The sequence below is a fragment of the Amycolatopsis deserti genome, from assembly GCF_014653945.1.
Lineage (GTDB): Bacteria > Actinomycetota > Actinomycetes > Mycobacteriales > Pseudonocardiaceae > Amycolatopsis_E > Amycolatopsis_E deserti.
On sequence record NZ_BNAU01000001.1, the window covers coordinates 997,917 to 1,022,922 of the forward strand.

Sequence of the window (25,006 nt, forward strand, 5' to 3'; positions counted from 1 at the left end):
AAGGCAGCGGAAACGATCTCGCGGGGGATACGCTCGATCGCGTGACGGAGCTGTCCTTCGAGCCACTGTCGCCGGTGTCCTTCCTGGACCGGGCGGAGGCGGCGCACGGTGACCGGGTCGGGGTGGTCGACGGGGAGCGGCGCTTCACCTACGCCGAGCTGGCCGACCGGTGCCGGCGGCTGGCCGGGGTCCTCGCGCCGCTCGCCCAGGGACGGCCGGTCGCCGTGCTCGCCCCGAACACGCACGTGCTGCTGGAGGCCAACTTCGGCGTGCCGTGGGCCGGGGTGCCGCTGGTCGCGCTCAACACGCGCCTGTCCGCCGGGGAGATCGCCTGGATCCTCGAGCACTGCGAGGCCGCGGTGCTGGTGCACGACCCGGTGTTCGACCAGCTCGCCGCCGACGTGCTCGCCCGCCTGGCCCACCCCGTCGAGGTCGTCCGCGCGGGGGAGGACTACGAGCGGCGGCTCGCCGGCGCCACCCCGCGGGCCGAGGCGCCGCGCGACGAACGCGGCCTGTTGTCGATCAACTACACATCGGGCACGACCGGTCGCCCGAAAGGCGTGATGTACCACCACCGCGGCGCCTACCTGCAGGCCCTGGCGATGGTCGGGCACACCGGGCTCACGCCCTCGGCGGTGCACCTGTGGACGCTGCCGATGTTCCACTGCAACGGCTGGTGCTTCCCGTGGGCGGTGACCGCGGCCGCGGCGACGCACGTGTGCCTGCCGAAGGTCGAGCCCGCGCGGGTGTGGCGGCTGATCCGCGACGAGGGCGTCACGCACCTCAACGGCGCCCCGACCGTGCTGTCCATGCTCGCCTACGCGCCGGAGGCGGCGCCGGTCGCGCACCCCGTCCGCGTCGCCACCGGGGGTGCCCCGCCGAGCCCGGCGATCCTGCGCCGCATGGGCGAACTCGGCTTCGACGTCACGCACCTCTACGGCCTGACCGAGACCTTCGGGCCGATCATGATCTGCGACTGGCGCCCGGAGTGGAACACGCTCGACACGGCGGCGCAGGCCCGGCTCAAGGCGCGTCAGGGCGTGGGCAACCTGGTGTCCTGCCGGGCCCGGGTCGTCGCCGAGGACGGTTCGGACGTGCCCGCCGACGGCGTCACCACCGGCGAAATCGCGGTGCGGGGCAACAACGTCATGCTCGGCTACTTCCGCGATCCGGAGGCGACCCGGCAGGCCGCGCCGGACGGCTGGTTCCGCACCGGCGACCTGGGCGTGATGCACCCGGATGGCTACGTCGAGCTCCGGGACCGCGGCAAGGACGTGATCATCTCCGGCGGCGAGAACATCGCCAGCGTCGAGGTCGAGCAGGTGATCGCCGACCACCCGGCCGTGCTGGAGGTCGCCGTGATCGCCGCGCCGGACGAGCACTGGGGCGAGGTGCCGGTGGCCTACGTCACGCTGCAGGACGGCGCGGAGGCGACCGCGGAGGAGATCGTCGAGTTCGTGCGCGGGAGGATCGCCCGGTTCAAGGCACCGAGGCGGGTGGTGTTCGGCCCGCTGCCCAAGACCTCCACCGGCAAGATCCGCAAGTACGTGCTGCGTGAGCAGGTGTGGGCGGGTCACGAACGACATATCCGATGAGTAACGGCCCGGGTTAGCGGTCCACCCGCCGGGGTAGCCGATGGGCAACGAACACTAGGCAGGGGTGGGGCACGAATGTTGTGGCTGATGTTGCTGATACCGATCGTGATGCTGGTCTTCACCGTGAGCCTGCAGAAGTTCGAGGCCGTGATGCTGGAGACCGATCCGCTGCGGGACCGCCGCCGCTACCGATGAGGACGTGAGGCGATGACCACGGTCTTCCTGGTGGACGACCACGAGGTGGTGCGGCGCGGTGTCGCCGACCTCGTGGACGCCGACCCGGACCTGACCGTGGTGGGCGAGGCCTCGACGGTGGCCGAGGCGCTCGCCCGGATCCCGGCGGTACGGCCGGACGTGGCGGTGCTCGATCTGCGGCTGCCCGACGGCAGCGGCATCGAGCTGTGCCGGGAGCTGCGGTCCCGGATGCCCGGGCTGCACTGCCTGATCCTCACGTCCTACACCGACGAGCAGGCCATGCTGGACGCGATCCTCGCCGGTGCCGGCGGGTACGTCGTGAAGGACGTGCGGGGCATGGAACTGGTGTCCGCGGTGCGGCAGGTCGGGGCCGGGAAGTCGTTGCTGGACAACCGGGCCGCCTCGGCGCTGATGTCCCGCATCCGGGACGAGGCCGCTCCGGCGGGCGCGGTGGCCCGGCTGTCCGAGCAGGAACGCAAGCTGCTCGACCTGATCGGCGAGGGCCTGACCAACCGCGAGATCGCCGAGCGGATGTTCCTGGCGGAGAAGACCGTGAAGAACTACGTGTCGCGGCTGCTGCACAAGCTCGGGATGCAGCGCCGCACCCAGGCGGCCGTGCTGGCCACGAGCCTGCGCCGGGACCTGCCGGGCCGCCGGTAGCGGCGGCCCGGCACGCGCGTCAGCGCACGTTGAAGGTGTCCGGGTCCGGCCCGGTGCGCAGGCCCTTGTCCAGCTTCGCCAGCTCCGCGAGGTCGCTGTCGTCCAGCTCGAAGCCGAACACGTCGAGGTTCTCCGTGATCCGCGACGGCGTCACCGACTTCGGGATCACCACGTTGCCCAGCTGCAGGTGCCAGCGCAGCACGATCTGCGCCGGGGTGCGGCCGTGCTTGCCGGCCAGCGCGGTCACCGCCGGCTCGGCCAGCAGCTCGCCGCCCTTGGCCAGCGGGCTCCACGCCTCGGTCACGATGCCGTGCCGGGCGTGGTAGTCGCGCAGCTCCGCCTGCTGCAGGTAGGGGTGCAGCTCGATCTGGTTGACCGCGGGCACGATCTGGCTCTCCTGCGCCAGCCGGTCCAGGTGGTGCGGCTGGAAGTTGGACACGCCGATCGCGCGGATGCGGCTGTCGGAGTAGAGCGCCTCGAACGCGCGCCAGGTGTCGGCGTAGCGGTCGGCTTCGGGGACCGGCCAGTGGATCAGGTACAGGTCCAGGTACTCCAGGCCCAGCTCGGCCATGCTCTTGTCGAACGCGCGCAGCGTCTCGTCGTAGCCCTGGTCGGCGTTCCACAGCTTGGTGGTGACGAACAGCTCGTCGCGGGCGATGCCGGACTGGGCCAGCGCCTTGCCGACCGCGGCCTCGTTGGCGTAGGCGGTGGCGGTGTCGATGCTGCGGTAGCCGGCCTCCAGCGCCGCGGTGACCGCCTGGGTGGTCTCGTCCGCGGGGACCTGGAAGACCCCGTAGCCCACCCGCGGCATGTGGACGCCGTTGTTGAGTTCGACGGTGGGAATGGCGGTCATGTGTTTCCTTTCGCGGTCGTTCAACGGTGGACGGCCGGGATCTCCGGCTGCGTCCGGGGTGCCGGGCGCCGGTCGAGCGCGCCGGAGACCAGCGCGACGCCGAGCCCGGCGGCGGCCAGCGCCGCGCCGATCCAGTTCGGCGCGGTGTAGCCGAGGCCGTGGCCGATCGCGAGCCCGCCGAGCCAGGCGCCGCCCGCGTTGCCGAGGTTGAAGGCCGCGATGTTCGCGGCCGACGCCAGCGCCGGGGCGTCCCCGGCCTTGGCCATCACGCGGGCCTGCAGCGGCGGCACGGTCGCGAACCCGGCGGCGCCGAACAGCGCGATCGTGACGGCGGCCGGCAGCTGTTCGTGCGCGGTGAAGACGAACACGACGAGCACCACGGCCAGCGCGGCCAGGATGACGTACAGGCTCGGCATCAGCGCGCGGTCGGCGGCCTTGCCCCCGACCAGGTTGCCCACCACCAGGCCCCCGCCAAACAGCACGAGCAGCCAGGTCACCGCGCCGGGGGAGAAGCCGGCCACGTCGGTCATCATCGGGGCGACGTAGGTGAAGGAGGCGAACACCCCGCCGAAGCCGAGCGCGGTCATCGCCAGCGCGAGCCACACCTGGGGGCGGCGGAACACGGCCAGCTCGCTGCGCAGGCTCTGGTCCTCGGCGACGGGCTGGCGGGGGACCAGCGCGACGACGCCGAGCAGGGCGATCACGCCGAGGCCGGCCACCGCCCAGAACGTCGAGCGCCAGCCGAACTGCTGGCCCAGCGCGGTGCCGCCGGGCACGCCGAGCACGTTGGCGACGGTCAGCCCGGTGAACATGATCGCGATCGCGCTCGCCTGGCGCGCGGTGGGCACCAGCGAGGCGGCGACGACCGAGCCGACGCCGAAGAACGCGCCGTGCGAGAGGGCGGCGACCACGCGGCCGGTCATGAGCAGACCGTATCCGGGCGCGATGGCCGACACGACGTTGCCCGCGATGAACAACACCATCAGGCCGGTCAGGACGGTCTTGCGCGGCACTTTCGAGCCCAGCGCGGTGAGCAGGGGCGCGCCGACCACGACGCCGAGGGCGTATCCGGAGATCAGGAGCCCGGCCGTGGGTACCGAGACGCCGAGGTCGGTGGCGACCTCGGGCAGCAGGCCCATGATCACGAACTCCGTCGTGCCGATGCCGAAGGCGGCGATGGCCAGCGCGATGAGGGCGACAGGCATGTGATTCCTCGAGTCTTGGAGAGCTTTCGTCAACTACCCGCGCTGTGTTGTTACCGGCCTTGGCAATAGTTGCACACGCGGGTTATTGCCAACGGGGGCTACACTAGCAGGCAAGGACTCAGCGGGTAGGCTGAGAGGCCTGGCGGAAGAGGTGAAACGTGTCACTGCCCGACGACGCGGTCGAAGCCCGCGCACACGGCTGGCGGACCCTGGCCGCGCTGCACGCGCGGATCGAGGACCGGCTGGAGCGCGCGCTGCAGCGGGAGCACGAGCTGTCCGTGAGCGAGTACACGGTGCTGGAGGTGCTGTCCCGGCAGGACGGCTTCCACCTGCGCATGAACCAGCTCTCCAGTGCGGTGGTGCTGAGCCAGTCCGCGACGACGCGGCTGGTGAGCCGGCTGGAGGACCGCGGGCTGCTGCAGCGGTACCTGTGCCCGACTGACCGGCGCGGGATCTACACCGAGGTGACCGCCGCGGGCCGGGAGCTGCTGGACGCCGCGCGGCCCACACACGACCGCGCGCTGACGGAGGCACTCGCGGCGGCGGAGGAGCTGCCGGAGCTGGCGCCGCTGGTGACCGCGTTGCAGGGGCTGGAGGTTCCCGCGCCCGCGGGGCGTGCCTGACGGCGCGTGCGGCGGGGACCGGTCAGGTGCGGCGCAGGCCGGCGATCAGCAGGTCCACCAGGCGGCGCGCGTCGTAGCGGGGGTCGGATTCCGCGCCGATGCACAGGTTTCCCACGCCGCGCATCAGGGCGTACGCCTCGATTCCCGGGCGGATCTCGCTCGCGGCCGCGTCGAGCAGCTGGGTGCACACCGGGACGAGCCGGTCGAGGAAGTACGCGTGCAGCGACTGGAAGCCGGCCTCGTCGGACTGCAGCATCCCCGCCAGGCCGTGCTTGGTGACCAGGAAGTCCACGAACAACTCGATCCACTTCCGCAGAGCCTGGTACGGGCTCGCGCTGTTCGCGAGCAGTCCCGGGCCGGCCACGGCGCACGCTTCGACCTGGTGCCGGTACACGGCGATGATCAGATCCGCCCGGGTGGGGAAGTGGCGGTAGATCGTGCCCACGCCGACCCCGGCCTCGGCGGCGATGTCCCGCACCGGCGCGTCCACGCCCGCCCGCACGAACACCGCGGCCGCCGCGTCGAGCAGCGCCTTCTCGTTCCGCCGGGCGTCGGCCCGCTTGGTCCGGGTGGATTTCTCCTCGTCGGCCACGCACGTCTCCTCTGCACCTTGCTAAGCGGAACGAGGTTCCGTATGGTCGGTAGCGGAGCAACGTTCCGGTTGCCCATCCTAGAGGAGACACCGCCATGCAGTACCGCACATTGGGCCGGACGGGCGTACGGGTCAGCGCCCTCGCGCTCGGCGCGATGAACTTCGGCGCGATCGGCCGCACCACCCAGGACGAGGCGAACGCCATCGTCGACGCCGCACTCGAGGCCGGCGTCACCCTGATCGACACCGCCGACTTCTACCCCGGCTCGGAGGAGATCGTCGGCCGCGCCATCGCGGGCCGCCGCGACGACGTCGTGCTCGCCACCAAGGCGGGCCTGCCGGTCGACGACGATCCCGGTCACCGCGGCGCCTCGCGCCGCTGGCTGGTCGCCGAGCTGGACCACAGCCTGCGCCGTCTCGGGACCGACCACGTCGACCTCTACCAGATCCACCGCTGGGACCCGGCCACCAGCGACGAGGAGACCCTGTCGGCCCTGACCGACCTGCAGCGCGCCGGCAAGATCCGCTACTTCGGGTCCTCGACCTACCCCGCCTACCGCATCGTGCAGGCCCAGTGGGCCGCCCGTGAGCACCGCCTGGGCCGGTACGTCACCGAGCAGCCCGGCTACTCGATCCTGCAGCGCGCCGTCGAGGCCGACGTCCTGCCGGTCACCGAGCAGTACGGGCTGGGCGTGCTGGTGTGGAGTCCGCTCGCGTCGGGCTGGCTCTCCGGCGCCATCCGGGCGGACCGCGAGTTCCGCACCAACCGCTCGGCGAAGATGCCGGAGCGCTTCGACACCACCCTGCCGGTCAACCGGGCCAAGCTCGAAGCCGTCGAGCAGCTGGCGAAGGTCGCCGAGGAGGCCGGCCTGACCCTGATCCAGCTCGCGCTCGGTTTCGTGCTCGCGCATCCGGCCGTGACCAGCGCCCTGATCGGCCCGCGCACGCTGGAGCACCTGCACTCGCAGCTCGCCGCCGCCGACACCGTGCTGTCCGCGGACGTGCTCGACGCCATCGACTCGATCGTCGCGCCCGGGGTCGACCTCGCCCCCGAGGAGAAGGTCGACACCCGCCCGGCGCTGGCCGACCCGTCGCTGCGCCGCCGCTGAGATGCCCAGTTTCGGCATCATGACCGCGCCCGTGCACGCCGGCTACGACGACATCCGGCGTGTGTGGCGGGAGGCGGACGCCATCCCGGAGATCGAGCACGCCTGGCTGTTCGACCACCTGCTGCCGATCGCGGGCGATCCGGGCGGGCCGGTCTTCGAAGGGTGAACCCTGCTCTCGGCGCTGGCCGCCCAGACGGCCCGTCTGCGGCTGGGGCTCCTGGTCACCAGCAACCGGTTCCGGCCGCCCGCCGTGCTGGCCAAGATCGCCACCACCGTCGACATCGTCTCGAACGGGCGGCTCGACTTCGGCATCGGCGTCGGCTCGCGGCCCAGCCACCCGCTGGCCCGCCGCGAGTACGACGCGCACGGCCTGCCCTTCCACGGCTCCGAGCACGCGGTGGCGGGTCTCGCCGAAGCGTGCGTGGTGATCCGCCGGCTGTGGACGGAGGAGGAGCCGTTCGACTTCGACGGCGCCGCCGTCCGGCTCCGCGGCGCGTCCGGCAACCCCAAACCGGTCCAGCGCCCGCACCCGCCGATCGTGATCGGCGGCCGCGCGAAGGCGACGTTGCGCGTGGTGGCCGAGCACGCCGACGTGTGGAACATCCCGGGCGGCGACCTCGACGATGCCGTGGCACGCAGCGCGCTGCTGGACCGCTACTGCACCGAGATCGGCCGCGACCCGGCGACGATCACCCGGTCGATCCACCTGCCCGTCTCCTACGACGAGCCGGGCATGACCCGGAAGGCGATCGCGGAAGCCACCGGCGCCGGTTTCACCCACGTGGTTCTCGGGCTGGCGTCGCCGTATCCCACAGGCGTCGCGCGATGGGTCGCCGAGGAGCTGATCCGCGGCACGGCCTGAGCGTGCGGGGGAGCGGGAGATGAGCGCAAGATCGGAGAAGCGTGCCGCGGTGATCCGGTCATAGGGTGCGGTCATGACGAAACAGATGATCTTCGTGAACCTGCCTGTCGCCGACCTGGACCGCGCCAAGAAGTTCTGGGCCGGCCTGGGCTACGAGTTCAACCCGCGGTTCACCGACGAGAACGCGGCCTGCCTGGTGTTCAGCGACACGATCTTCGCGATGCTGCTGAGAAACGAGTTCTTCAGCACCTTCACCGACAAGGAGATCACCGACAGCGCCAAGTCCACCGAGGTGCTGCTCGCCCTGTCGGCGGAGAGCCGGGAGGCCGTCGATGCGCTGGTGGACAAGGCGGTCGCGTCCGGGGGCCGGGAGGTCCGCGACCCGACGGATCTCGGGCAGATGTACCAGCGCGTCTTCGAGGACCTGGACGGGCACACCTGGGAGATCGCGTGGATGGACCCGGCGGTCGTGCAGAGCTGACACCGAGGTGTATAACGACCTATACGGCGCGGCTTTAACAGGCGAGCTCAGGACTCGCCCTTCGTCCTGGCCCGGACGTGCACCCGCTCGCCCTGGGGGCCGAACAGGCTGAGGATCTCGGCCGGTTCCGGGCCGGGGTTGCCGAACCAGTGCGGCGTCCGCGTGTCGAACTCCGCGGCCTCCCCGGGTGTCAGGATCACGTCGTGCGTGCCGAGCACCAGCCGCAGCCGGCCGGAGAGCACGTACAGCCACTCGTAGCCCTCGTGCACCTTCTGGTCCGGTTCGCGCGAGGGCTTGCCGGGCGGGTAGATCATCTTGAACGCCTGCAGCCCGCCCGGCCGCCGGGTCAGCGGCAGGATCGTCACCCCGAACCGCACCACCGGCTTGGCGTGCACCCGCGGATCCCCGGTCTCCGGCGCGCCCACCAGCTCGTCGAGGGTCACCTGGTGCACCCGCGCCAGCGGCAGCAGCAGCTCCAGCGTCGGCCGCCGCCCCCCGGACTCCAGCCGGGACAGCGTGCTCACCGAGATCCCGGTCGCCTCCGCCAGCTGGGCCAGCGTGACCCGTCGCTGCCTGCGCAGCGCCCGCAGCCGCGGCCCGACCGCGTCGAAGACCTCCCCGTCGTTCATCCCGCCATCCTGCCGCAGCGGAAAACGGACCCGGTCACGACGCGCCAGCGCCGGGAACCCCGGTAACGGTGGTCGCCGCACCGGCGACTTCGACAGCATCGCCGCCGCGGAAGGGAAGGCGTGCCATGTGTGGAATCGTGGGGTACCTGGGCCGGCGGCCCGCGTTGCCGATCCTGCTGGAAGGTCTGCGGCGGCTGGAATACCGCGGCTACGACTCGGCCGGCGTGGCGCTCGCCCGCGACGGCCGGCTGCTGGTGCGCAAGGCCGCGGTGCGTGTGGCGGAACTGACCCGGCTCACCGCCAACCTGGCCGGCAGCACGACCGGCATCGCCCACACCCGGTGGGCCACCCACGGCCCGGCGACGGCCACCAACGCCCACCCGCACACCGACACCGGACGCCGGATCGCCGTGGTGCACAACGGGATCATCGAGAACGCCACCGAACTGCGCGCCACGCTGAGCGCGTCCGGGGTGCGGCTGGTGTCCGACACCGACAGCGAGGTCCTCGCCCACCTGATCGCCGCCGCGGCCGCGCGCGGCGGCACGCTCACCGAGGCCGTGCGCACCGCGCTGGCCGACGTCGAGGGCACCTACGGCCTGCTGGTGCTCGACGCCGAACGGCCCGACGTCCTGGTCGCCGCGCGCCACGGCAGCCCGCTCGTGCTCGGCCTGGGCGACCGCGAGATGTTCGTCGCCTCCGACCTGGCGGCGCTCGTCCGGCACACCCAGCAGGTCATCTACCTCGAGGACGGCGAGCTGGCCACCATCCGCGCCGACGGCTACGAGACCCGCGGCGCCGACCGGCCGCCCACGGTGGTGGAGGACGTGCCCGGGGACTACGAGCTGGGCGGGCACCCGGACTTCATGGCCAAGGAGATCGCCGAACAGCCCGAGGCCGCCCAGCGGGTGCTGCGCGGGCGGCTCGACGAGCGGCTGGGCACCGCGCGCCTGGACGGGCTGCGGCTCACCGCGCGGGAGCTGCGCGGCATCCGCCGGGTCAAGTTCCTCGGCTGCGGATCGGCCTACTACGCCGGGCAGGTCGGCGCCGGGCTCGTCGAGGAACTGGCCCGCGTGCCCGCCGACGCCGAACCGGCCGCCGAGTTCCGCTACCGCAACCCGGTGGTCGACCCGGACTGCCTCTACATCGCGGTCAGCCAGTCCGGCGAGACCGCCGACACGCTCGCAACGGTGGAGGAGCTGCAGCGCAAGGGCGGGCGCGTGGCCGGCGCGGTCAACGTCGTCGGGTCGGCGATCGCGCGCGAGTGCGACAGCGGGGTGTTCCTGCACGCCGGGCCGGAGATCTCGGTGGCCTCGACGAAGGCGTTCACGAACATGACGCTGGCGTTCGCGTTGCTCGCGCTGACGCTGGGCCGGGTCCGGGACCTGTCGTTGGGCGAGGGCAGGCGGATCGCGCGCGCCCTGGCGGAGCTGCCGGAGCGGATCGGGCAGGTGCTCGCGGAGGAGGACCGGATCGCCTCGCTGGCCGGCCGGTTCGCCGACGCCCAGCACGTGTTCTACCTCGGCCGGGTGCGCGGCTGGCCGGTCGCCCGCGAGGGCGCCCAGAAACTCAAGGAGATCTCCTACGTGCACGCCGAGGCCTACCAGTCCTCGGAGCTCAAGCACGGCCCGCTCGCGCTGGTCGATGCCGCGATGCCCAGCGTCGTGCTGATCCCGGACGACGAGCTGGCCGTCAAGAACCTCGGCACGATCGAGCAGATCCGGGCGCGCGGTGGCCCGGTCGTCGCGGTCACCACCACCGGCCTGGCGGTGCCCGGCGCCGAGGAGGTGGTCCGGGTCCCCACCGCCGGCCCGGAGCTCGACCCCGTCCTGCTCACGATCCCGCTGCAGCTGCTGGCCTACCACACCGCGCGCAAGCTCGGCCGCGACATCGACAAGCCCCGCAACCTCGCCAAGAGTGTCACGGTCGAGTAATTGATCTAGTGCTAGAATAGCCGGGTGACTCCCGCCCTGACCCCGGCCGAGCTGACCCTGCTCGGCCTCCTCGTGGAGAAACCCCGGCACGGCTACGAGCTGGACGAGGTCATCACCGCCCGCGGCATGCGCGAGTGGACCGAGATCGGGTTCAGCTCGATCTACTACCTGCTGGGCCGGCTCCGCGACCGCGGGCTGATCACCGAGGTCGCGACCGGCGGGACCGGGCGAGCCAAGGCGCGCAAGGTGTTCGCGGCGACCGAGCAGGGGCGGCGGGTGTGCGCGGCGGAAGCGGAAGCGGCCATCGCGCAGCCGCGGCCGGTGTTCCCGCCGGTCCTGGTCGGCCTGGCCAGCCAGCCCGTCATCCCGCCGGACCGCCTGCGCGAAGCCCTGGCCGCCCGCGCGGCCGCGCTCGACGAACGCGTCGAAGCCGTCCGTCGCGCCGCCGACGCCCAGCCGGACGCACCCGCGTTCGTGCGGGCGATCTTCGACTTCTCGCTGCACCAGCTCACCGCCGAACAGCGGTGGCTGAGCGGCTACCGCGCCACCCTGGAAGGGAACCGCTGACCATGCCCGGCTACGACCCCAAACGCGCGCTGAAAGCGCTCTACGCGCCGAAGAACACCGACTGGGCCCTCGTCGACGTGCCCGCGCAGCGGTTCCTCGCCATCGACGGCAGCGGCGACCCCAACACCTCCGCGGAGTACGCCCAGGCCGTCCAGGCGCTCTACGCGGTCGCCTACACGATCAAGTTCGCCGTCCGCCGCGCCGGTGGCGAGGACTTCGTCGTCGGGCCCTTGGAAGGACTGTGGTGGGCCGACGACTACGGCGTCTTCACCCGGCGCGAGAAGGAGTCCTGGCACTGGACGATGCTGATCAGCCAGCCGCCGTGGGTGGACGAGCAGCTGGTCGAGCAGGCGCGGCAGGCCGCGCTGGAGAAGAAGAAGCTGCCCGCGATCGCCGGGGTCCGCCACCACACGCTGCACGAGGGACGCTGCGCCCAGGTGCTGCACGTCGGCTCCTACGACGACGAAGGCCCGGTCCTGGCGCGGCTGCCCGGCTACCTGGCCGCGCACGGGCTGCGGCATTCCGGTCTGCACCACGAGATCTACCTCGGCGACCCGCGCCGGGCCGCCCCGGACAAGCTCCGCACGGTCCTGCGACAGCCCGTCGCGCCCCTCGGCTGAGGGAACGGGGCCTTCGGCCTCGCCGACCGGGGACCAAGTGCTCTTCGCCCCGCGGCGCCCGGCCGCGAAGCTGGATGCACGGCGTTCAGGCTGTCGGCCGCGAGGAGCACACCATGGACTGCGCAGGCACCGGCACCAGCGTCGTGGTGGGCGTCGACGGCTCACCCGGTTCGCAGGGGGCCGTCGGGTGGGGCGCGCGGGAGGCGTCCCGGATGGGCCTGCAGCTGGTCCTGGTGCACGGGTTCGGCATCCCGGACGCCTTCGCCGGTGAGCCGGTGCCGCGCGGGAACTGGCTGTCGGCGCACGAGATGCACGCGGAACGGATGCTGGCCGACGCGCGGCGGCTGGCCTGGCGGATCGACCCCGGCCTGCTCGTGAGCGTCGAGTCGAGCCTGGACGAGCCGATCCCGGTGCTGGTCAAGAAGTCCGTCACCGCGCGGATGCTGGTGCTCGGGCCGGCCGGGGGCAGCCCCTTGCGCGACCTGCTGGTCGGGCCGACCGCGCTGGCGCTGGCCGTGCACGGGCACTCGCCGATCACCGTGGTCCGCGGCCGCGAGCCGGGTGAGGACGCGCCGGTGGTGGTCGGCGTCGACGGGTACGCGCCCGCCGAGCCGGCGATCGGACTGGCCTTCGAGGAGGCCGCCGCGCGGGAGGTGGAGCTGGTGGCGGTGCACGTGTGGCACGACTTCGACCTGGCCGAGGCGTTCGGACCCGGGCGCGACCCGTTCGGCACCGCGTCCCGCGAGGACGCCGAGCACGCGGTGCTGGAGCGGTCCTTGGCGGCCTGGCGGGCCGTCTACCCCGAGGTGCGCGTGCGGGCGGTGACCGAGCGCGACCAGCCCCGCGCGCGGCTGCTCGGCTGGAGCGCCCGGGCGCAGCTGATCGTGGCCGGCATCCGGGGCCGCGGCGGATTCCGCGGCACGCTGCTCGGCTCCACGACGCAAGCCCTGATCCACCACGCCGAATGCCCCGTGCTGATCGCCCGTTCGCCACTCGATTGAGGACTTTCGCCCCCTTTACCCGGCGTCGGCCACCGCGTTCTCTGAGTGGGACCGTCGTGCACGGTGAGGAGTTTCGGAAATGAGATATTCGCCTCCCGGGACGCCGGGTAGTTCGGTTTCCGTACTGCCGCGTTATGACAATTTCATCGGGGGCGAATGGCTGGCGCCGACGGAGGGCCGGTACCGGGCGGTGGTGGCCCCGGCGACCGCGGGCACGATCTGCGAGACCGCCGACTCCTCCGCCGCGGACCTGGAGCTGGCGCTGGACGCCGCGCACGTCGCGCTCGACGTCTGGCGGGAGTGCTCGCGGGCCCGGCGGGCGGAGGTGCTGACCGCCGTGGCCGACGCGATCGAGGACAACGCCGAACTGCTGGCGGTATCCGAAAGCTGGGAGACCGGGCGGCCGATCCGGGAGGCGCTCGGCGTCGACATCCCGCTCGCGGCCGACCATTTCCGCAATTTCGCCGCGGTCGTGCGCGGTGCGGAGTGGACCGTCTCGGGAATCGACGAGGATGTGCTCTCCTGTCAGTTCCGGGAACCGCTGGGTGTCGTCGCGCAGTTTCTTCCCGTGCATTTTCCCGTGCTCGTCGCGGCGTGGAACCTGGCGCCCGCGCTGGCCGTGGGCAACTGCTCGGTGGTGAAGCCCGCGTCGGACGCGTCGTGGTCGGTGCTGAAGCTGGCCGAGGTGATCGGCGAGGTGCTCCCGCCGGGCGTGGTCAACATCGTCACCGGGCGCGGGGACGGCGTCGGCCGCGACCTGGACGTCGGGGCCCGTTCGCCGAGCGTGTTCTTCGCCGATGTGCTGGCCGAGGAGGACGGGTTCCTGGACCGCGCGGTGGAGGCGATGGTGCTGTCGGCCGCCGGCGAGGGGCTGGTGTGCACGTGCCCGTCGCGGGCGCTGGTGCACGAGCCGGCGTACGACGAGTTCGTCGGGCGGGCGCTGGAGCGGATCGCGGAGCTGGTGGTCGACGATCCGCTGGACACCGCCACCCGCGTGGGCCCGCGGGGCGGCGCGGAGCAGCTGGCGCGGCTGGAGTCCGGTGTGGACAGCGCCCGGGACGGGGGGGCGAGGGTGCTGATCGGCGGGCACCGGGTGGACGTGGGTGACGAGTTCAGCGACGGCTATTTCTACGCGCCGACGGTGCTGCGCGGCCACCACCGGATGCGGGTGTTCCGGGAGGAGGTGTCCGGGCCGGTGCTGGCGGTGACGACGTTCGCCGACGAGGAAGACGCGATCGCGATCGCCAACGACTCGCGCGACGGGCCCGGCGCGGGCGTGTGGACCCGCGACGGCGAGCGCGCCTACCGGGTCGGGCGCGCGGTGAAGGCCGGCCGCGTCTGGACGGACTGCTACCACCAGTACGCGGCGTCGGCGAGGTACGCGTGCACCCCGGCGACCGGCGCGGGCCGCGAGGGGCACCGGCTGGTGCTGGACCAGTACAGCCGGCTGAAGAGCCTGGTGGTGAGCCACGGGCGCCGGCACTCCGGCCCCCTGGCGAGCTGAGCCGGCCGCTGCGGGGGACGCCGGTCAGGGGAGGAGGGGCCGCCGGGCGGCGCCGGTCAGAGCGCCGCCAGCTCCGGCTCCAGATCATCCAGCCCGAGGGTGCCCACCGAGAGTGCCGCCATGTGCCAGGTCTTCAGCTCGAACGCCGGGTTGCGGGCCCGGGCCGCCGCGCGGCCGGCCAGCCACGCGCGCTCCCCGAGCTTGTAGCTGATCGCCTGGCCCGGGACGCCCAGGTAGCGCACGATCTCGCTGTCCAGGAACGCCGACTCGCGCGTGGTGTGGGCTCCGAAGAACGCCCGGCCGGTCTCGGCGGTCCACCGCAGGCCGGCGCCGAGCCCGGCCTCCTCCGGCACCGGCAGGCCGAGGTGCATGCCGATATCCACGATCACCCGGATCACCCGCATCATCTGCGAATCCAGGTAACCCAGCCGGGCGGCCGGGTCGTCGAGGTAGCCCAGCTCGTCCATCAGCCGTTCCGCGTAGAGCGCCCAGCCCTCGGTGGTCGCGCTCACCGAACCGGCGCTGGTCTGGAACAGCGACAGCCGCCCGGACAGCGTGGTCCAGTGCCCGAACTGCAGGTGGTGGCCCGGCACGGACTCGTGGTACCAGGTGCTGATCAGCGTCCACAATGGAAACCGCGTCTGCCCGAGCGTCGGCAGCCAGGTGCGGCCGGGCCGGGAGAAGTCCCGCGCGGGACGCGTGTAGTAGGGCGCCGCCGCGCTCCCGGGCGGCGCCAGGCGCGTCTCGAGCACGCGCACCGGCGGCGCCAGGTCGAAGTGCGTGCCGTCGAGATCGTCCATCGCCCGCTCGGTCAGCTCCGCCAGCCAGCCACGGACCTCCTCCGCGCCCTCCACGACCGGGCCCTCGCGGTCCAGGAACGCCATGGCCTCCAGCACTGGGGCGCCGGGCAGCACCCGGGCGGCCTCCTCGCGCACCTGCTGGGCCAGCGCGCGGTACTCCGCCCACGCCCACTCGGTGGTCTCGGCGAGGTCGAGGTGCGCGCCGGTCCACTGGCGCGCGTGCAGCAGGTAACGGTCCTCGCCGACCCCGTCCGGTGTCCCGGCGGCGCGCGGCAGGTACTCGCCGGCGAGGAAGCTGCGCAGCCCGGTCAGCGCCTCCTGCGCGGTGGCGCTCGCCCGGTCGAGGTCGGCCCGCAGCGCGGACGGCACGTCGGCCGCGGCGGTGAAGACGGCGAACCAGCCGTCCCACGCGTCGAGCTGGGCGATCGCGGTTTCGACCTGGCGGGGCGCGGCGAACAGGCCCCGCCGCACGCCCTCGCGCAGCGACGAGACGTACCCGGCCAGGGCCCAGGGCACCCGTGACAGGCGGCGGGCGATCACCGCCCAGTCCTCGGCGGTGCCCGTGGGCATCATCAGGAACGTGTTCCGCAGGCTCTGCAGGGGCCCGAGGATGTTGCGGACCATCCGCAGGTGCTCACCGGCGGCGCTGAGTGCCAGCCCGGTCTCCAGCCGCTCGCGCAGCAGCCGCGCGCACCGGCGCTCGTCGTCGCCCGCCGGCTCCAGGTCCCGCAGGCGGACCAGCGTCGCGGCCGCCAGCTCGTCCCGCTCCCGCTGGCCGTCGGGGGAGAGGTCGGTGAGCCGGTCCTCCCCGGGCGCGACGCCGAGCATCGTGCCCAGCTGGGGGTCGGCGGCACACCACCGGTCGACGTGGGAGTCCGCGAGATCACGTACAGCGGTGGTGGGGTCGGGCATCGTCGGAGTCTAGATCTAGGCTCGAAGGTGCACGGCACGCACGCGGAAACGGGGACAGTGTGACATCAGCGCAGGCCCACGACTTCACCTCGCTCTACCGGCACGGGTTCGTGCGGGTGGCCTCCGCGGTCCCGGAGGTCCGGGTCGCGGATCCGGAGTTCAACTGCGACGCCACGCTGGCGCTCGCCCGCCGGGCGGCCGCGGACGGCGTCGCCCTCACGGTGTTCCCCGAGCTGGGCTTTTCCGCCTACACGGCGGACGACCTGTTCCACCAGAACGCCCTGCAGGGCGCGGTGGACGACGCCGTGGCGCGGTTCGTGCAGGAGTCGGCGGACCTGCCGGGCGTGTTCGCGATCGGCGCGCCGCAGCGGTTCGACGGGCGGCTGTTCAACTGCGGCATAGTGGTGCACCGCGGCCGGGTGCTGGGCGTGGTGCCCAAGAGCTACCTGCCGAGCTACCGCGAGTTCTACGAGAAGCGCCAGTTCGTGGCGGGCCGGGACGCGGTGTCGGAGCGGGTGCGGGTGGCCGGCCAGGACGCGCCGTTCGGCAGCGACCTGCTGTTCGCCGCGCCGAACGTGCCGGGCCTGGTGTTCCACGTCGAGGTGTGCGAGGACGGCTGGGTGCCGGTGACGCCGAGCGGGTTCGCCGCGCTGGCCGGGGCCACCGTGCTGCTGAACCTGTCGGCGAGCAACATCGTGATCGGCAAGGCCGGCTACCGGCGCAACCTGTGCACCAACCACTCGGCCCGCTACATCGCCGCGTACCTGTACTCGGCGGCCGGGCCGGGGGAGTCCACCACGGACCTGGCGTGGGACGGGCAGGCGGTGATCGCGGAGAACGGGTCGCTGCTGGCCGAGGGCGAGCGGTTCGAGTCGGACCAGCTGGTGACCGCCGACGTCGACCTGGAGCGGCTGGCCGCCGACCGGCTGCGGATGACCAGCTTCACCGACAACGCCCACGACCACCGGGAGCGGCTCAAGTCCTTCCGCCGGGTGGACTTCGAGCTGGAGCTGCCGCCCGGGCCGGTGCGGCTGCGGCGGGAGATCCAGCGGTTCCCCTACGTCCCGGCGAACACCGCGGACCGCAACGAGCGCTGCCGCGAGGTGCACCACATCCAGGTGCAGGGGCTGACGCAGCGGCTCGCGGCGACCGGCATCGAGAAGGTCGTCATCGGCGTGTCCGGCGGGCTCGACTCGACCCAGGCGCTGATCATCGCCGCGCAGAGCATGGACAAGCTCGGGCTGCCGCGGGAGAACGTGCTGGCCTACACGATGCCTGGGTTCGCCACCAGCGATCACACGCTGACCAACGCGCACAAGCTGATGAAGGCGCTGGGCACCTCCGCGCACGAGATCGACATCCGGCCCTCGGCGAAGCAGATGCTGGCCGACATCGGGCACCCGGCCGCCGACGGCTCGCCGGTGTACGACGTGACGTTCGAGAACGTGCAGGCGGGGGAGCGGACCTCGCACCTGTTCCGGCTGGCCAACCACCACAACGCGCTGGTGGTCGGCACGGGTGACCTGAGCGAGCAGGCGCTGGGCTGGGCGACCTACGGCGTGGGCGACCAGATGTCGCACTACAACGTCAACGCCTCGGTGCCCAAGACGCTGATCCGGTACTTGATCGCGTGGGAGGTGGAGACGGAGCGGCTGGGCGAGGGCGCCGACGAGGTGCTGCGGTCGATCCTGGCGACGGAGATCTCGCCCGAGCTGGTGCCGGGGGAGGGCCCGGACGCCGGCCCGGCGCAGAGCTCGGAGGCGAAGGTCGGGCCGTACGAGCTGCAGGACTTCCACCTGTACTACCTGCTGCGGTTCGGCTACCGGCCCAGCCGCATCGCCTACCTGGCGCAGCACGCGTGGGGTGACGTGCACGCCGGGCGGTGGCCGGACCTGGTGCCGGAGTCCGAGCGCAACAGCTACGACCTGCCGACGATCAAGAAGTGGCTGCGCGAGTTCCTGTGGCGGTTCATCCAGACCAGCCAGTTCAAGCGCTCGGCGATGCCCAACGCGCCGAAGGTCGGGTCGGGCGGTTCGCTGTCCCCGCGCGGCGACTGGCGCGCCCCGAGCGACGCGAGCGCGCGGGCGTGGCTGGACGAGCTGGAGGCGAACGTTCCCGGCTAGTGGACCCGTGGGCCCGGGAAGGTGAACTGGGTGTCGATGTCGGAGGCGGCCGCTTCGAGCAGTTCCTCGGTGAGGTCGCTCAGGGCGCGGGCGAGGGCCAGTTCGGCCGCGATGTCGGGCCGGTACACGCCGCGGGGGCCGGTCTCAACCAGGCCGATGCCGGTGAAGCGGGTGCCGTCGGTGCCCCCGAGGCGGACTTCGGCGCGCGTCACACCCCCGATCTCGTCCAGCCCGATGTCCATCTTCCACTGGCAGGGTTGCCGCATGAACGCTCCTCGTCCGACTGGCCTCACTGTCCCCGTTTCCGCGGCCACGGTCCAAGAGTCGGAAGTCCCTAACCGGCGCGCCCTGCGAACCACGCCAGCACGAGCCCGCCGGAGTTGAGCGCCAGGTGCACCAGGGCCGGGGCCAGCACGCCACGGCCGGTGTAGCGGAGCGCGCAGAGGGCGACGCCGGCGACCGCGGCGCCGAGCATCGCCAGCGCGGACAGCAGCGGCAGGGGCAGCGCGCCCACGGCCGCGTCGACGCCGGCGTTGCGCCGCAGGGCCAGTGACGGCAGCAGGTGCCACAGCCCGAACAACGCGGACGCGCCCAGGATGGGCCGCCAGCGCCAGCGTTCGCCGCCGCCGAGCAGCGCGGGTAGCACGCCGCGGAAGGCGACCTCTTCGACGAGGACGGTGCCCAGCGGGATGCGCACCAGCGCGAGCCACACCAGCTGGGCGGGCGGGTGCTGGCCGACGCGGCCGTCCTGGAACAGCGGCCGCAGGGCGGGCACGGCGAGCGAGAGGCCGAACCCCGCCGCGACGACCAGGCAACCGAGACCCCCGGCGATCGCCGGGCGGCGCCAGTGCCGCAGGCCCATCTCGGCGAAGGTGCGGCCGGTCAGGCGCGCGAGTCCGATGAGGACACCCGCCGTCACCGCCCCGCACAGCGGGTAGGCCCAGCCGGGCAGCACGCGGTTCGCCAGCGTGGTGGCCGCGGCGAGGACCGCGACGGCGCCGAGAACGGCGGCCCGGTCGGACAGTCGGGGGGCGGTGCCGATCTCGCGCATCCACCCCAGTGTGCTGGAGTGCCGGGCCCGCGGCCAGTGGGTGCGTGTGCCGGTGTCAGGCGGCCGCTGGGTGCCCGGTGGCGCCGCCCGGCCAAGTATGAGGGCGGCACGCCACCGGCGCGGACGGCGGTGGTGGGCACGGCGGGCGTGGCCGGGGTGGGCTGGGGAGCGTGCCTGGAGCGGAACTGCGCTTCAGGGCGGCCACGCGCCGAGTGGCCGCGCACGGCGGCGGCTGGTCCGAGCGGCCCGGGTAGCCCGCCGGGCCTCGCCGCCCGTGTGCCGAGCCCGGACCGTTCAGGGTCCGCTGTTCCGCAGCCGTGCCGCTCCGCGCCCGCCGCCCGGCGTATCCGGCCCCGCGCCGAGGACCAATGCCCCCTTTACCTGCGGCCGTTCGGCGGTCACCCTTGACCTGGGTGGTGGAAGGACTCGGGTGATGTGTGGCTCAGCCGGGGTGGTGTGGTCAGGCCGGGAGGCGGGCCGGTGATGTCCGCTCCCGAGTCGTGGCCCGTCCGGTTCTGGCGTCTGCTCCACCCGGGCGGCCCGCTGGTGCGCCCGTGGGACCGCTGGGAGGCCCGCCTCACCGTCGTGGCGATCCTGCTCGCGGTGGTCGCCGTGCCGGTGGCCGGGGTGCTCGTGTCCGGCGTCTACGCCCGCCAGGCCGATCTCGCCCGGGCGCAGCAGGCCGACCGGACCCAGGTGACCGCGCTGGTGCTGGAGGACGCCGGCTCGTTCGTCGCCGGCGGGCCCGCCGTGCAGGTCGTGCAGGTCCCGGCCCTGTGGCGGCTGCCGGACGGCACCGACCGCACCGGCCCGGTCACCGTCCCGGCCGGCACCGACCAGGGGGCCCGGGTGCCGATCTGGGTGGACGGGGCGGGGGAGCCGGTGCCGCCGCCGCTGTCGACGTTCAACGCGATGAGCATCGCGCTCAGCATCGGCCTGCTGGTGTGGCTCGGCGTGGTGCTGGTGCTGACGCTCGTCGTGCTCGCGGTGCATTTCGCGCTCGACCGGGTCCGCGCGGCCGCGTGGGAGCGAGAATGGGAAGCGCTCGGCCAGGGAAGGAGTGGACGATGAACGACCTGGAGAGCCGTCGGGCCGCCCGGGAGGCGCGGGTGACGGCGGCGTCCCGCACGGGCCGGCACACGACCGAGGAGATGGCGGAGGCGGCGATGCGGCGCTACTTCGCCGAGAAGGCCTTCCAGGAGCGCGTCGAGCGGGAACGACGGCAGCACCAGAAGACTGTATAACGACCTATACGGCGCGGCATTTGGCGAAACGATTCGCCGCAACTCACCCACCTAGCCTCCCGCAGTTCCACAGCACGGACGACAGAGGTCACGGAACCAGAACCGCGGCGCCGGTGACGCGGCCGGCCGCCAGGTCGGCGAGCGCCTGGTCGGCCTGGTCGAGGGCGTAGGCGGTGGTGACGATCCGGAGGTGGTGCTCGCCGGCGAAGTCCAGGAACTCCCGCGCGTCGCGGCGCGTGTTGGCGGTGACGCTGCGCAGGGTGCGTTCCTGGAACAGGTGGTCCTGGTAGGTCAGCGGCGGGATCCCGGTCAGGTGGATGCCGGCGACGGCGAGGGTGCCGCCGCGGTCCAGCGCCGCCAGCGCGGCCGGGACGAGTTCGCCGGCGGGGGCGAACAGGATGGCCGCGTCGAGGGGTTCCGGCGGCGGCTCGTCGGCGGCGCCGGCCGAAGTCGCGCCGAGGTCGAGGGCCAGCTGCCGGGCCTGGGCGCTGCGGGTCATGACGTGCACGGTGGCCCCTTCGGCGAGGGCGACCTGGGTGGCGAGGTGGGCGCTGGCGCCGAACCCGTAGACGCCGAGGCGGCCGCCGCGGGGCAGGTCGGCGCGGCGCAGGGCGCGGTAGCCGATGATGCCGGCGCACAGCAGCGGGGCGAGTTCGGTGACCGAATAGCCGCCGGGGAGCCGGTGAGCGTAGGCGGCGGGGACGGTGGTGAAACGGGCGTAGCCGCCGTCGGCGTCCCAGCCGGTGTAGCGGGAATGCGGGCAAAGGTTCTCGGCGCCGCGGCGGCAGTAGGCGCACTCGCCGCAGGTGCCGCGCAGCCAGGCGGCGCCGACGCGGTCGCCGGCCGCGAAGCCGGTGACGTGCGTGCCGAGGGCCGCGACCTCGCCGACGACCTCGTGCCCGGGCACCACCCCGGCGCGGTGCACCGGCAGATCCCCCTCGACGACGTGCAGGTCGGTGCGGCACACCCCGCACGCGAGCACGCGCAGCAACAGTTCGCCGTCGCCGACGTCGGGGATCGCCTCGTTGTGGAGCTGGAACTCGCGGGTGCCCGGAGGGCCGGGGCGGAACACTCGCCAGGCGTGCATGATCCCAGCCTCGCCGAGCCCACGACGGCCGGTAAGGGCCGAAGGGCCCTGCGGCTCTCGCCGTCCGCGCTCCTACGTGACCGGGGCCGACCAGGTCAGCCGGGTGCCGCCGCCGTCCAGGGCGGTCACCAGGCATCTCCCGCCGGCCTGGGTGGCGCGTTCGGCGAGGTTGTGCAGCCCGCTGCGGGCCACCTTGCCCGGGATGCCGGTGCCGTTGTCGACGACGTCGATGACGAGGTCGTCGTCGACCGAGACGGTGATCGTCAGCGTGGTCGCGCGGGCGTGGCGCACCGCGTTGGACAGGGCCTCCCGCAGCGCCGCCTCGGCGTGTTCGGCCAGTTCGCTGCCGACCACCCCGATCGGGCCGGACATGCGGACCGTGGTGCGCAGGCCGGTGTCGCCGGTGACCTCGGCGATGATTTCGTTGAGCCGCTTGCGCAGCTGGGTGGTGCCGTGCAGCCCGCCGTGCAGGTCGAAGATCGCCGTGCGGATCTCGGCGACGATGTTCTGCACGTCGTCGATCATGTCGGCCAGCCGGCGCTGGATCTCCGGGTTGCGTGAGCGCATGTGGGTGCTCTGCAGCGCCAGCCCGTGGGCGAACAGCCGCTGGATGACGTGGTCGTGCAGGTCGCGGGCGATGCGGTCGCGGTCGGAGACGACCTTGAGCTCGTTGAGCGAGCGCTGGTCCTCGGCCAGCTGGAGGGCGAGCGCGGCCTGGTCGGCGAACGCGGCGGCCAGCGGCAGCTGGGTGCTGTCGAACGGGTCCTGCCCGGCCTTGCGCAGGGTGACGAGCACGCCGGAGACGTAGTCGCGGGAGGCGCGCAGCGGCAGGACCAGCGCGGGCCCGAATTCGTGGCTCAGGTCGTAGACGAGGTTCTCCACGCGGCGGGGCTGGGCGTCGGTGTAGGCGGCGCCGCAGCTGGAACCGTGGATGGGGATCTCGCGGCCGATCAGGGAATCGGAATCCAGCCCCGCCGACACGGTGACCGTCAGGTGGGTGACGTCGGCGGGTGGCAGGTCGGGGTCGTCGGGCTGGGCGATGAACGCGAAGTCCGCGCCGGCGAGGGCGAGCGCGCGGTTGGCGATCAGGTAGAGCACGTCGGTGGGGTCGGCGGCGGCGAGCAGTTCGGCGCGGATCTCGCTGGTGGCTTCCTGCCAGCGTTGCCGCAGCTGGGCTTCTTCGTAGAGGCGGGCGTTCTCCACCGCGATTCCGGCCGCGGCGGCCAGTGCCAGCACGACGACTTCGTCGTCCTCGGTGAACGGCTGGCCGTTGTTCTTTTCGGTGAGGTACAGATTTCCGAAAACCTCGCTGCGGACCCGGACCGGAACGCCGAGGAATGTGCGCATCGGCGGGTGGTGCGGCGGAAAACCGTAGGAGGCGGCGTGCTGGGAAAGATCGTCGAGGCGGATCGGTTTCGGTTGCTGGATGAGCAGGCCGAGCAGGCCGTGCCCGGTGGGCAGGTCGCCGATCTCGCGGCGGGTGTTCTCGTCGATGCCTTCGTAGACGAACTCGGCGAGTCCCTCGCGGTCCTGGTTGAGCACACCCAGTGCGCCGTAACGGCAATCGACCAGGTTGATGGCGGCGTGCACGATCCGCCGCAGCGTCGCGTCCAGCTCGAGACTGCCGGCGACCGCGAGCATCGCCTCGAGCAGCCCGTCCATCTGGTCCCGGGACTGCACCAGTTGCTCGATGCGGTCCTGGACTTCCCGGAGCAGTTCGCGCAATCGCAGCTGGGACAGCGTTTCGCGTAACCCGGCGACGGGTTGGGCCTCGTCGAAATCGTCGGTCCCGGGCATACCAGCCAGACTCGCATGTCACCTTGGCGAACACCAGTCAAAACCTGCCGCGTGGGGCGAATTCCGCCGCGGGACAGGGCACAAAGGCCTCCGCGGTGGGGACACCGGGCTCTCGCGGGGAGCCGGGCCGCCGTGGACAGTGGACCGATCCTGGACCCTTCCCGGCAGGGAGGCCAGATGTCGTTCGACGGCCAGGACCCGGTGCGGGCCGCGCTCGAGGCCGCGATCCGGGCGCCCTCGCCGCACAACAGCCAGCCGTGGCGGTTCGAGGTGGACGGTCACCGGATCGGCGTGTTCCTGGACCCGGCCCGGATTCTGCGGGTGGCCGACCCCGACTGGCGGGAGGCGCGGCTGGCGTGCGGAGCGGCGATCCTGAACGTGCGGCTGGCGTTGCGGGCGGCGGGCCGGAACCCGGTGGTGCACCTGTTGCCGCGGTGGGACGTGTCGGATCACCTGGCGACGGTGTGGGTGCGGGGCCCGGTGACGCCGGCGCCGGACGATGTGGCGCTGGCGCGGGCGATCGGGTACCGGCGGAGCAACCGGCGGGCGTTCACCGCGCGGGAGGTGCCGGTGTGGGTGCGGGAGGCGCTGGTGCGGGCGGCGGCCGAGGAGGGCGCGCACCTGGCGGTGGCTCGGCGGGCCGGTGAGCTGGACGAGCTGGTGCGGGAGGCCGAACGGGTGCAGCGGGACGATCTGGCGTTCCGGGACGAGCTGCGGCGGTGGACGGCGACCGACGGCTCGCGGGACGACGGGGTGCCCGCGGCGGCGGCCGGACCGGGCCCGGCGTGGCCGTTCGACCGCAAGCCGCTGGTGGCGGTGCTGTCGTCCTACACGGACACGCGGCCGCGGCTGGCGCAGGTGCGCGCGGGGCAGGCGTTGCAGCGGGTGCTGCTGCGGGCGACGACGGCGGGGGTGAGCGTGTCGCTGCTGTCGCAGCCGGTGGAGATCCCGGCGTTGCGGGCGGCGGTGGGCCGGGTGGGGGCCGCACCCGGGAATCCGCAGGTGGTGCTGCGGTTCGGGTACGGGTTCGCGGCGCCGGCGACGCGGCGGCGCCCGGCCGCGGCGGTGACCCGCCACCCCGGGGACGATTAACCGGGGCCGTGGCGGGGCATGTGTGCGGCATGGCGGTTGAAGACTCCTTGCCCACGCTGCGCCGGCTGGCGGACCTGGCCGAGCTGCTGATCCCCGGGACGGTCGTGTACGTGCGGTACTCGCCGGGCCCGGAGGCCGACGCGGAGCACCCGAGCACCGATCACGAGAGCGGGCTGGAGATGCCCGGGGTGTCGGTGAACCCGCTGAACGCGCCGGGCTGGTGGTCGTTGCCGGTGGAGGACTGGCTGGCGCGGCGGATCGTGCAGTACGCGCACCAGCAGGCGGAGGGCGCGCGGCCGTGGGTGCTGACGGGCAAGGAGATCGACTTCGGGCCGGACAACGAGCCGCTGCTGGTCGACGTCGAGCCGATCGCGTGGATTTCGGACGATCTGGTGCGGGAGGCGCACGAGCGGTACCACTCCCGGTTGGACGCGGGGCGCGCGACGCACGAAGATTGAACGCGGCCCCGT

General features: G+C 73.0%; 24 protein-coding genes and 1 pseudogene. 16 read left to right on the plus strand and 9 right to left on the minus strand.

What is annotated here, in order from left to right; all coding sequences use genetic code 11:
- Positions 1-41: 41 nt before the first annotated feature.
- Positions 42-1,595, plus strand: coding sequence for an AMP-binding protein (locus IE290_RS04740; protein WP_191243227.1), 1,554 nt, complete (start codon positions 42-44; stop codon positions 1,593-1,595).
- 207 nt (positions 1,596-1,802) lie between these two features.
- Complete coding sequence (locus IE290_RS04745) at positions 1,803-2,450, plus strand: response regulator (RefSeq protein ID WP_191243228.1); 648 nt, start codon at positions 1,803-1,805, stop codon at positions 2,448-2,450.
- A 19-nt stretch (positions 2,451-2,469) separates the two neighbouring features.
- On the opposite strand, the gene IE290_RS04750 is transcribed toward IE290_RS04745, so the two are convergent.
- Entirely contained in the window at positions 2,470-3,303 is an 834-nt protein-coding gene (locus IE290_RS04750) for an aldo/keto reductase (protein WP_191243229.1), read from the minus strand.
- 20 nt (positions 3,304-3,323) lie between these two features.
- On the minus strand, positions 3,324-4,508 hold the full coding sequence (locus IE290_RS04755) for an MFS transporter (protein ID WP_191243230.1): 1,185 nt from the start codon (positions 4,506-4,508) through the stop codon (positions 3,324-3,326).
- 158 nt (positions 4,509-4,666) lie between these two features.
- Here IE290_RS04755 and IE290_RS04760 point away from each other — a divergent pair, with 158 nt between their 5' ends.
- Positions 4,667-5,131, plus strand: a complete 465-nt coding sequence (locus IE290_RS04760) for a MarR family winged helix-turn-helix transcriptional regulator (RefSeq protein WP_191243231.1) — start codon at positions 4,667-4,669, stop codon at positions 5,129-5,131.
- A 22-nt stretch (positions 5,132-5,153) separates the two neighbouring features.
- Here IE290_RS04760 and IE290_RS04765 read toward each other — a convergent pair whose 3' ends face one another.
- Entirely contained in the window at positions 5,154-5,723 is a 570-nt protein-coding gene (locus IE290_RS04765) for a TetR/AcrR family transcriptional regulator (RefSeq protein WP_191243232.1), read from the minus strand.
- Between the two features lie 95 nt (positions 5,724-5,818).
- On the opposite strand from IE290_RS04765, the gene IE290_RS04770 reads away from it, so the two are divergent.
- The 3 genes and pseudogenes from IE290_RS04770 to IE290_RS04780 all read left to right on the plus strand — a co-directional run bounded on the left by IE290_RS04770 (position 5,819) and on the right by IE290_RS04780 (position 8,175).
- Positions 5,819-6,832 (plus strand): aldo/keto reductase, encoded by a 1,014-nt coding sequence (locus IE290_RS04770; protein ID WP_191243233.1) that lies wholly within the window; start codon positions 5,819-5,821, stop codon positions 6,830-6,832.
- 1 nt (position 6,833) lies between these two features.
- A pseudogene (locus IE290_RS04775) lies at positions 6,834-7,694 on the plus strand (LLM class flavin-dependent oxidoreductase).
- A 73-nt stretch (positions 7,695-7,767) separates the two neighbouring features.
- A complete protein-coding gene (locus tag IE290_RS04780; RefSeq protein ID WP_191243234.1) occupies positions 7,768-8,175 on the plus strand; it encodes a VOC family protein in 408 nt (135 codons plus the stop codon).
- Positions 8,176-8,222: 47 nt separating this feature from the next.
- On the opposite strand, the gene IE290_RS04785 is transcribed toward IE290_RS04780, so the two are convergent.
- Positions 8,223-8,804, minus strand: a complete 582-nt coding sequence (locus IE290_RS04785; RefSeq protein ID WP_191243235.1) for a helix-turn-helix domain-containing protein — start codon at positions 8,802-8,804, stop codon at positions 8,223-8,225.
- Between the two features lie 125 nt (positions 8,805-8,929).
- On the opposite strand from IE290_RS04785, the gene glmS reads away from it, so the two are divergent.
- The 5 genes from glmS (at position 8,930) to IE290_RS04810 (ending at position 14,430) form a co-directional block, all read left to right on the plus strand.
- Positions 8,930-10,738 carry a glutamine--fructose-6-phosphate transaminase (isomerizing) gene (glmS, locus tag IE290_RS04790; protein ID WP_191243236.1) on the plus strand — a complete coding sequence of 603 codons (1,809 nt, stop codon included), beginning with the start codon at positions 8,930-8,932 and terminating at the stop codon, positions 10,736-10,738.
- 24 nt (positions 10,739-10,762) lie between these two features.
- Positions 10,763-11,305: a PadR family transcriptional regulator gene (locus tag IE290_RS04795; protein WP_229874192.1), complete on the plus strand. Its 543-nt coding sequence runs from the start codon at positions 10,763-10,765 to the stop codon at positions 11,303-11,305.
- A 2-nt stretch (positions 11,306-11,307) separates the two neighbouring features.
- The gene (locus IE290_RS04800) at positions 11,308-11,925 is read left to right on the plus strand and encodes a GyrI-like domain-containing protein (RefSeq protein ID WP_191243237.1); all 618 of its coding nucleotides are present in this window, start codon (positions 11,308-11,310) and stop codon (positions 11,923-11,925) included.
- A gap of 113 nt (positions 11,926-12,038) precedes the next feature.
- Positions 12,039-12,926: a universal stress protein gene (locus IE290_RS04805; protein ID WP_191243238.1), complete on the plus strand. Its 888-nt coding sequence runs from the start codon at positions 12,039-12,041 to the stop codon at positions 12,924-12,926.
- Positions 12,927-13,005: 79 nt separating this feature from the next.
- Positions 13,006-14,430 (plus strand): aldehyde dehydrogenase family protein, encoded by a 1,425-nt coding sequence (locus IE290_RS04810; protein ID WP_191243239.1) that lies wholly within the window; start codon positions 13,006-13,008, stop codon positions 14,428-14,430.
- A gap of 56 nt (positions 14,431-14,486) precedes the next feature.
- On the opposite strand, the gene IE290_RS04815 is transcribed toward IE290_RS04810, so the two are convergent.
- Positions 14,487-16,142, minus strand: coding sequence for a DUF885 domain-containing protein (locus IE290_RS04815; protein ID WP_191243240.1), 1,656 nt, complete (start codon positions 16,140-16,142; stop codon positions 14,487-14,489).
- Positions 16,143-16,201: 59 nt separating this feature from the next.
- Between IE290_RS04815 and IE290_RS04820 the strand changes: the two genes are divergently transcribed.
- Positions 16,202-18,265, plus strand: a complete 2,064-nt coding sequence (locus IE290_RS04820) for an NAD(+) synthase (RefSeq protein WP_191243241.1) — start codon at positions 16,202-16,204, stop codon at positions 18,263-18,265.
- On the opposite strand, the gene IE290_RS04825 is transcribed toward IE290_RS04820, so the two are convergent.
- Positions 18,262-18,531: a dsRBD fold-containing protein gene (locus IE290_RS04825; RefSeq protein ID WP_191243242.1), complete on the minus strand. Its 270-nt coding sequence runs from the start codon at positions 18,529-18,531 to the stop codon at positions 18,262-18,264. The two genes, IE290_RS04820 and IE290_RS04825, sit on opposite strands and share 4 nt — an antisense overlap.
- Positions 18,532-18,599: 68 nt before the next feature.
- Complete coding sequence (locus tag IE290_RS04830; RefSeq protein ID WP_191243243.1) at positions 18,600-19,316, minus strand: CPBP family intramembrane glutamic endopeptidase; 717 nt, start codon at positions 19,314-19,316, stop codon at positions 18,600-18,602.
- A 483-nt stretch (positions 19,317-19,799) separates the two neighbouring features.
- Between IE290_RS04830 and IE290_RS04835 the strand changes: the two genes are divergently transcribed.
- Positions 19,800-20,387, plus strand: a complete 588-nt coding sequence (locus IE290_RS04835; RefSeq protein WP_229874195.1) for an Rv1733c family protein — start codon at positions 19,800-19,802, stop codon at positions 20,385-20,387.
- Complete coding sequence (locus tag IE290_RS04840; RefSeq protein WP_191243245.1) at positions 20,384-20,560, plus strand: hypothetical protein; 177 nt, start codon at positions 20,384-20,386, stop codon at positions 20,558-20,560. The genes IE290_RS04835 and IE290_RS04840 overlap by 4 nt, the downstream gene beginning before the upstream one ends.
- 88 nt (positions 20,561-20,648) lie before the next feature.
- Here IE290_RS04840 and IE290_RS04845 read toward each other — a convergent pair whose 3' ends face one another.
- Both IE290_RS04845 and IE290_RS04850 read right to left on the minus strand, forming a co-directional pair.
- Positions 20,649-21,647, minus strand: a complete 999-nt coding sequence (locus IE290_RS04845) for a zinc-binding alcohol dehydrogenase family protein (protein WP_191243246.1) — start codon at positions 21,645-21,647, stop codon at positions 20,649-20,651.
- A 72-nt stretch (positions 21,648-21,719) separates the two neighbouring features.
- Positions 21,720-23,444, minus strand: coding sequence for a GAF domain-containing sensor histidine kinase (locus IE290_RS04850; RefSeq protein WP_191243247.1), 1,725 nt, complete (start codon positions 23,442-23,444; stop codon positions 21,720-21,722).
- Between the two features lie 177 nt (positions 23,445-23,621).
- On the opposite strand from IE290_RS04850, the gene IE290_RS38180 reads away from it, so the two are divergent.
- Both IE290_RS38180 and IE290_RS04860 read left to right on the plus strand, forming a co-directional pair.
- Positions 23,622-24,536 carry a nitroreductase family protein gene (locus IE290_RS38180; protein WP_191244010.1) on the plus strand — a complete coding sequence of 305 codons (915 nt, stop codon included), beginning with the start codon at positions 23,622-23,624 and terminating at the stop codon, positions 24,534-24,536.
- Positions 24,537-24,565: 29 nt separating this feature from the next.
- Entirely contained in the window at positions 24,566-24,994 is a 429-nt protein-coding gene (locus tag IE290_RS04860) for a DUF6098 family protein (RefSeq protein ID WP_191243248.1), read from the plus strand.
- Positions 24,995-25,006 lie beyond the last annotated feature (12 nt).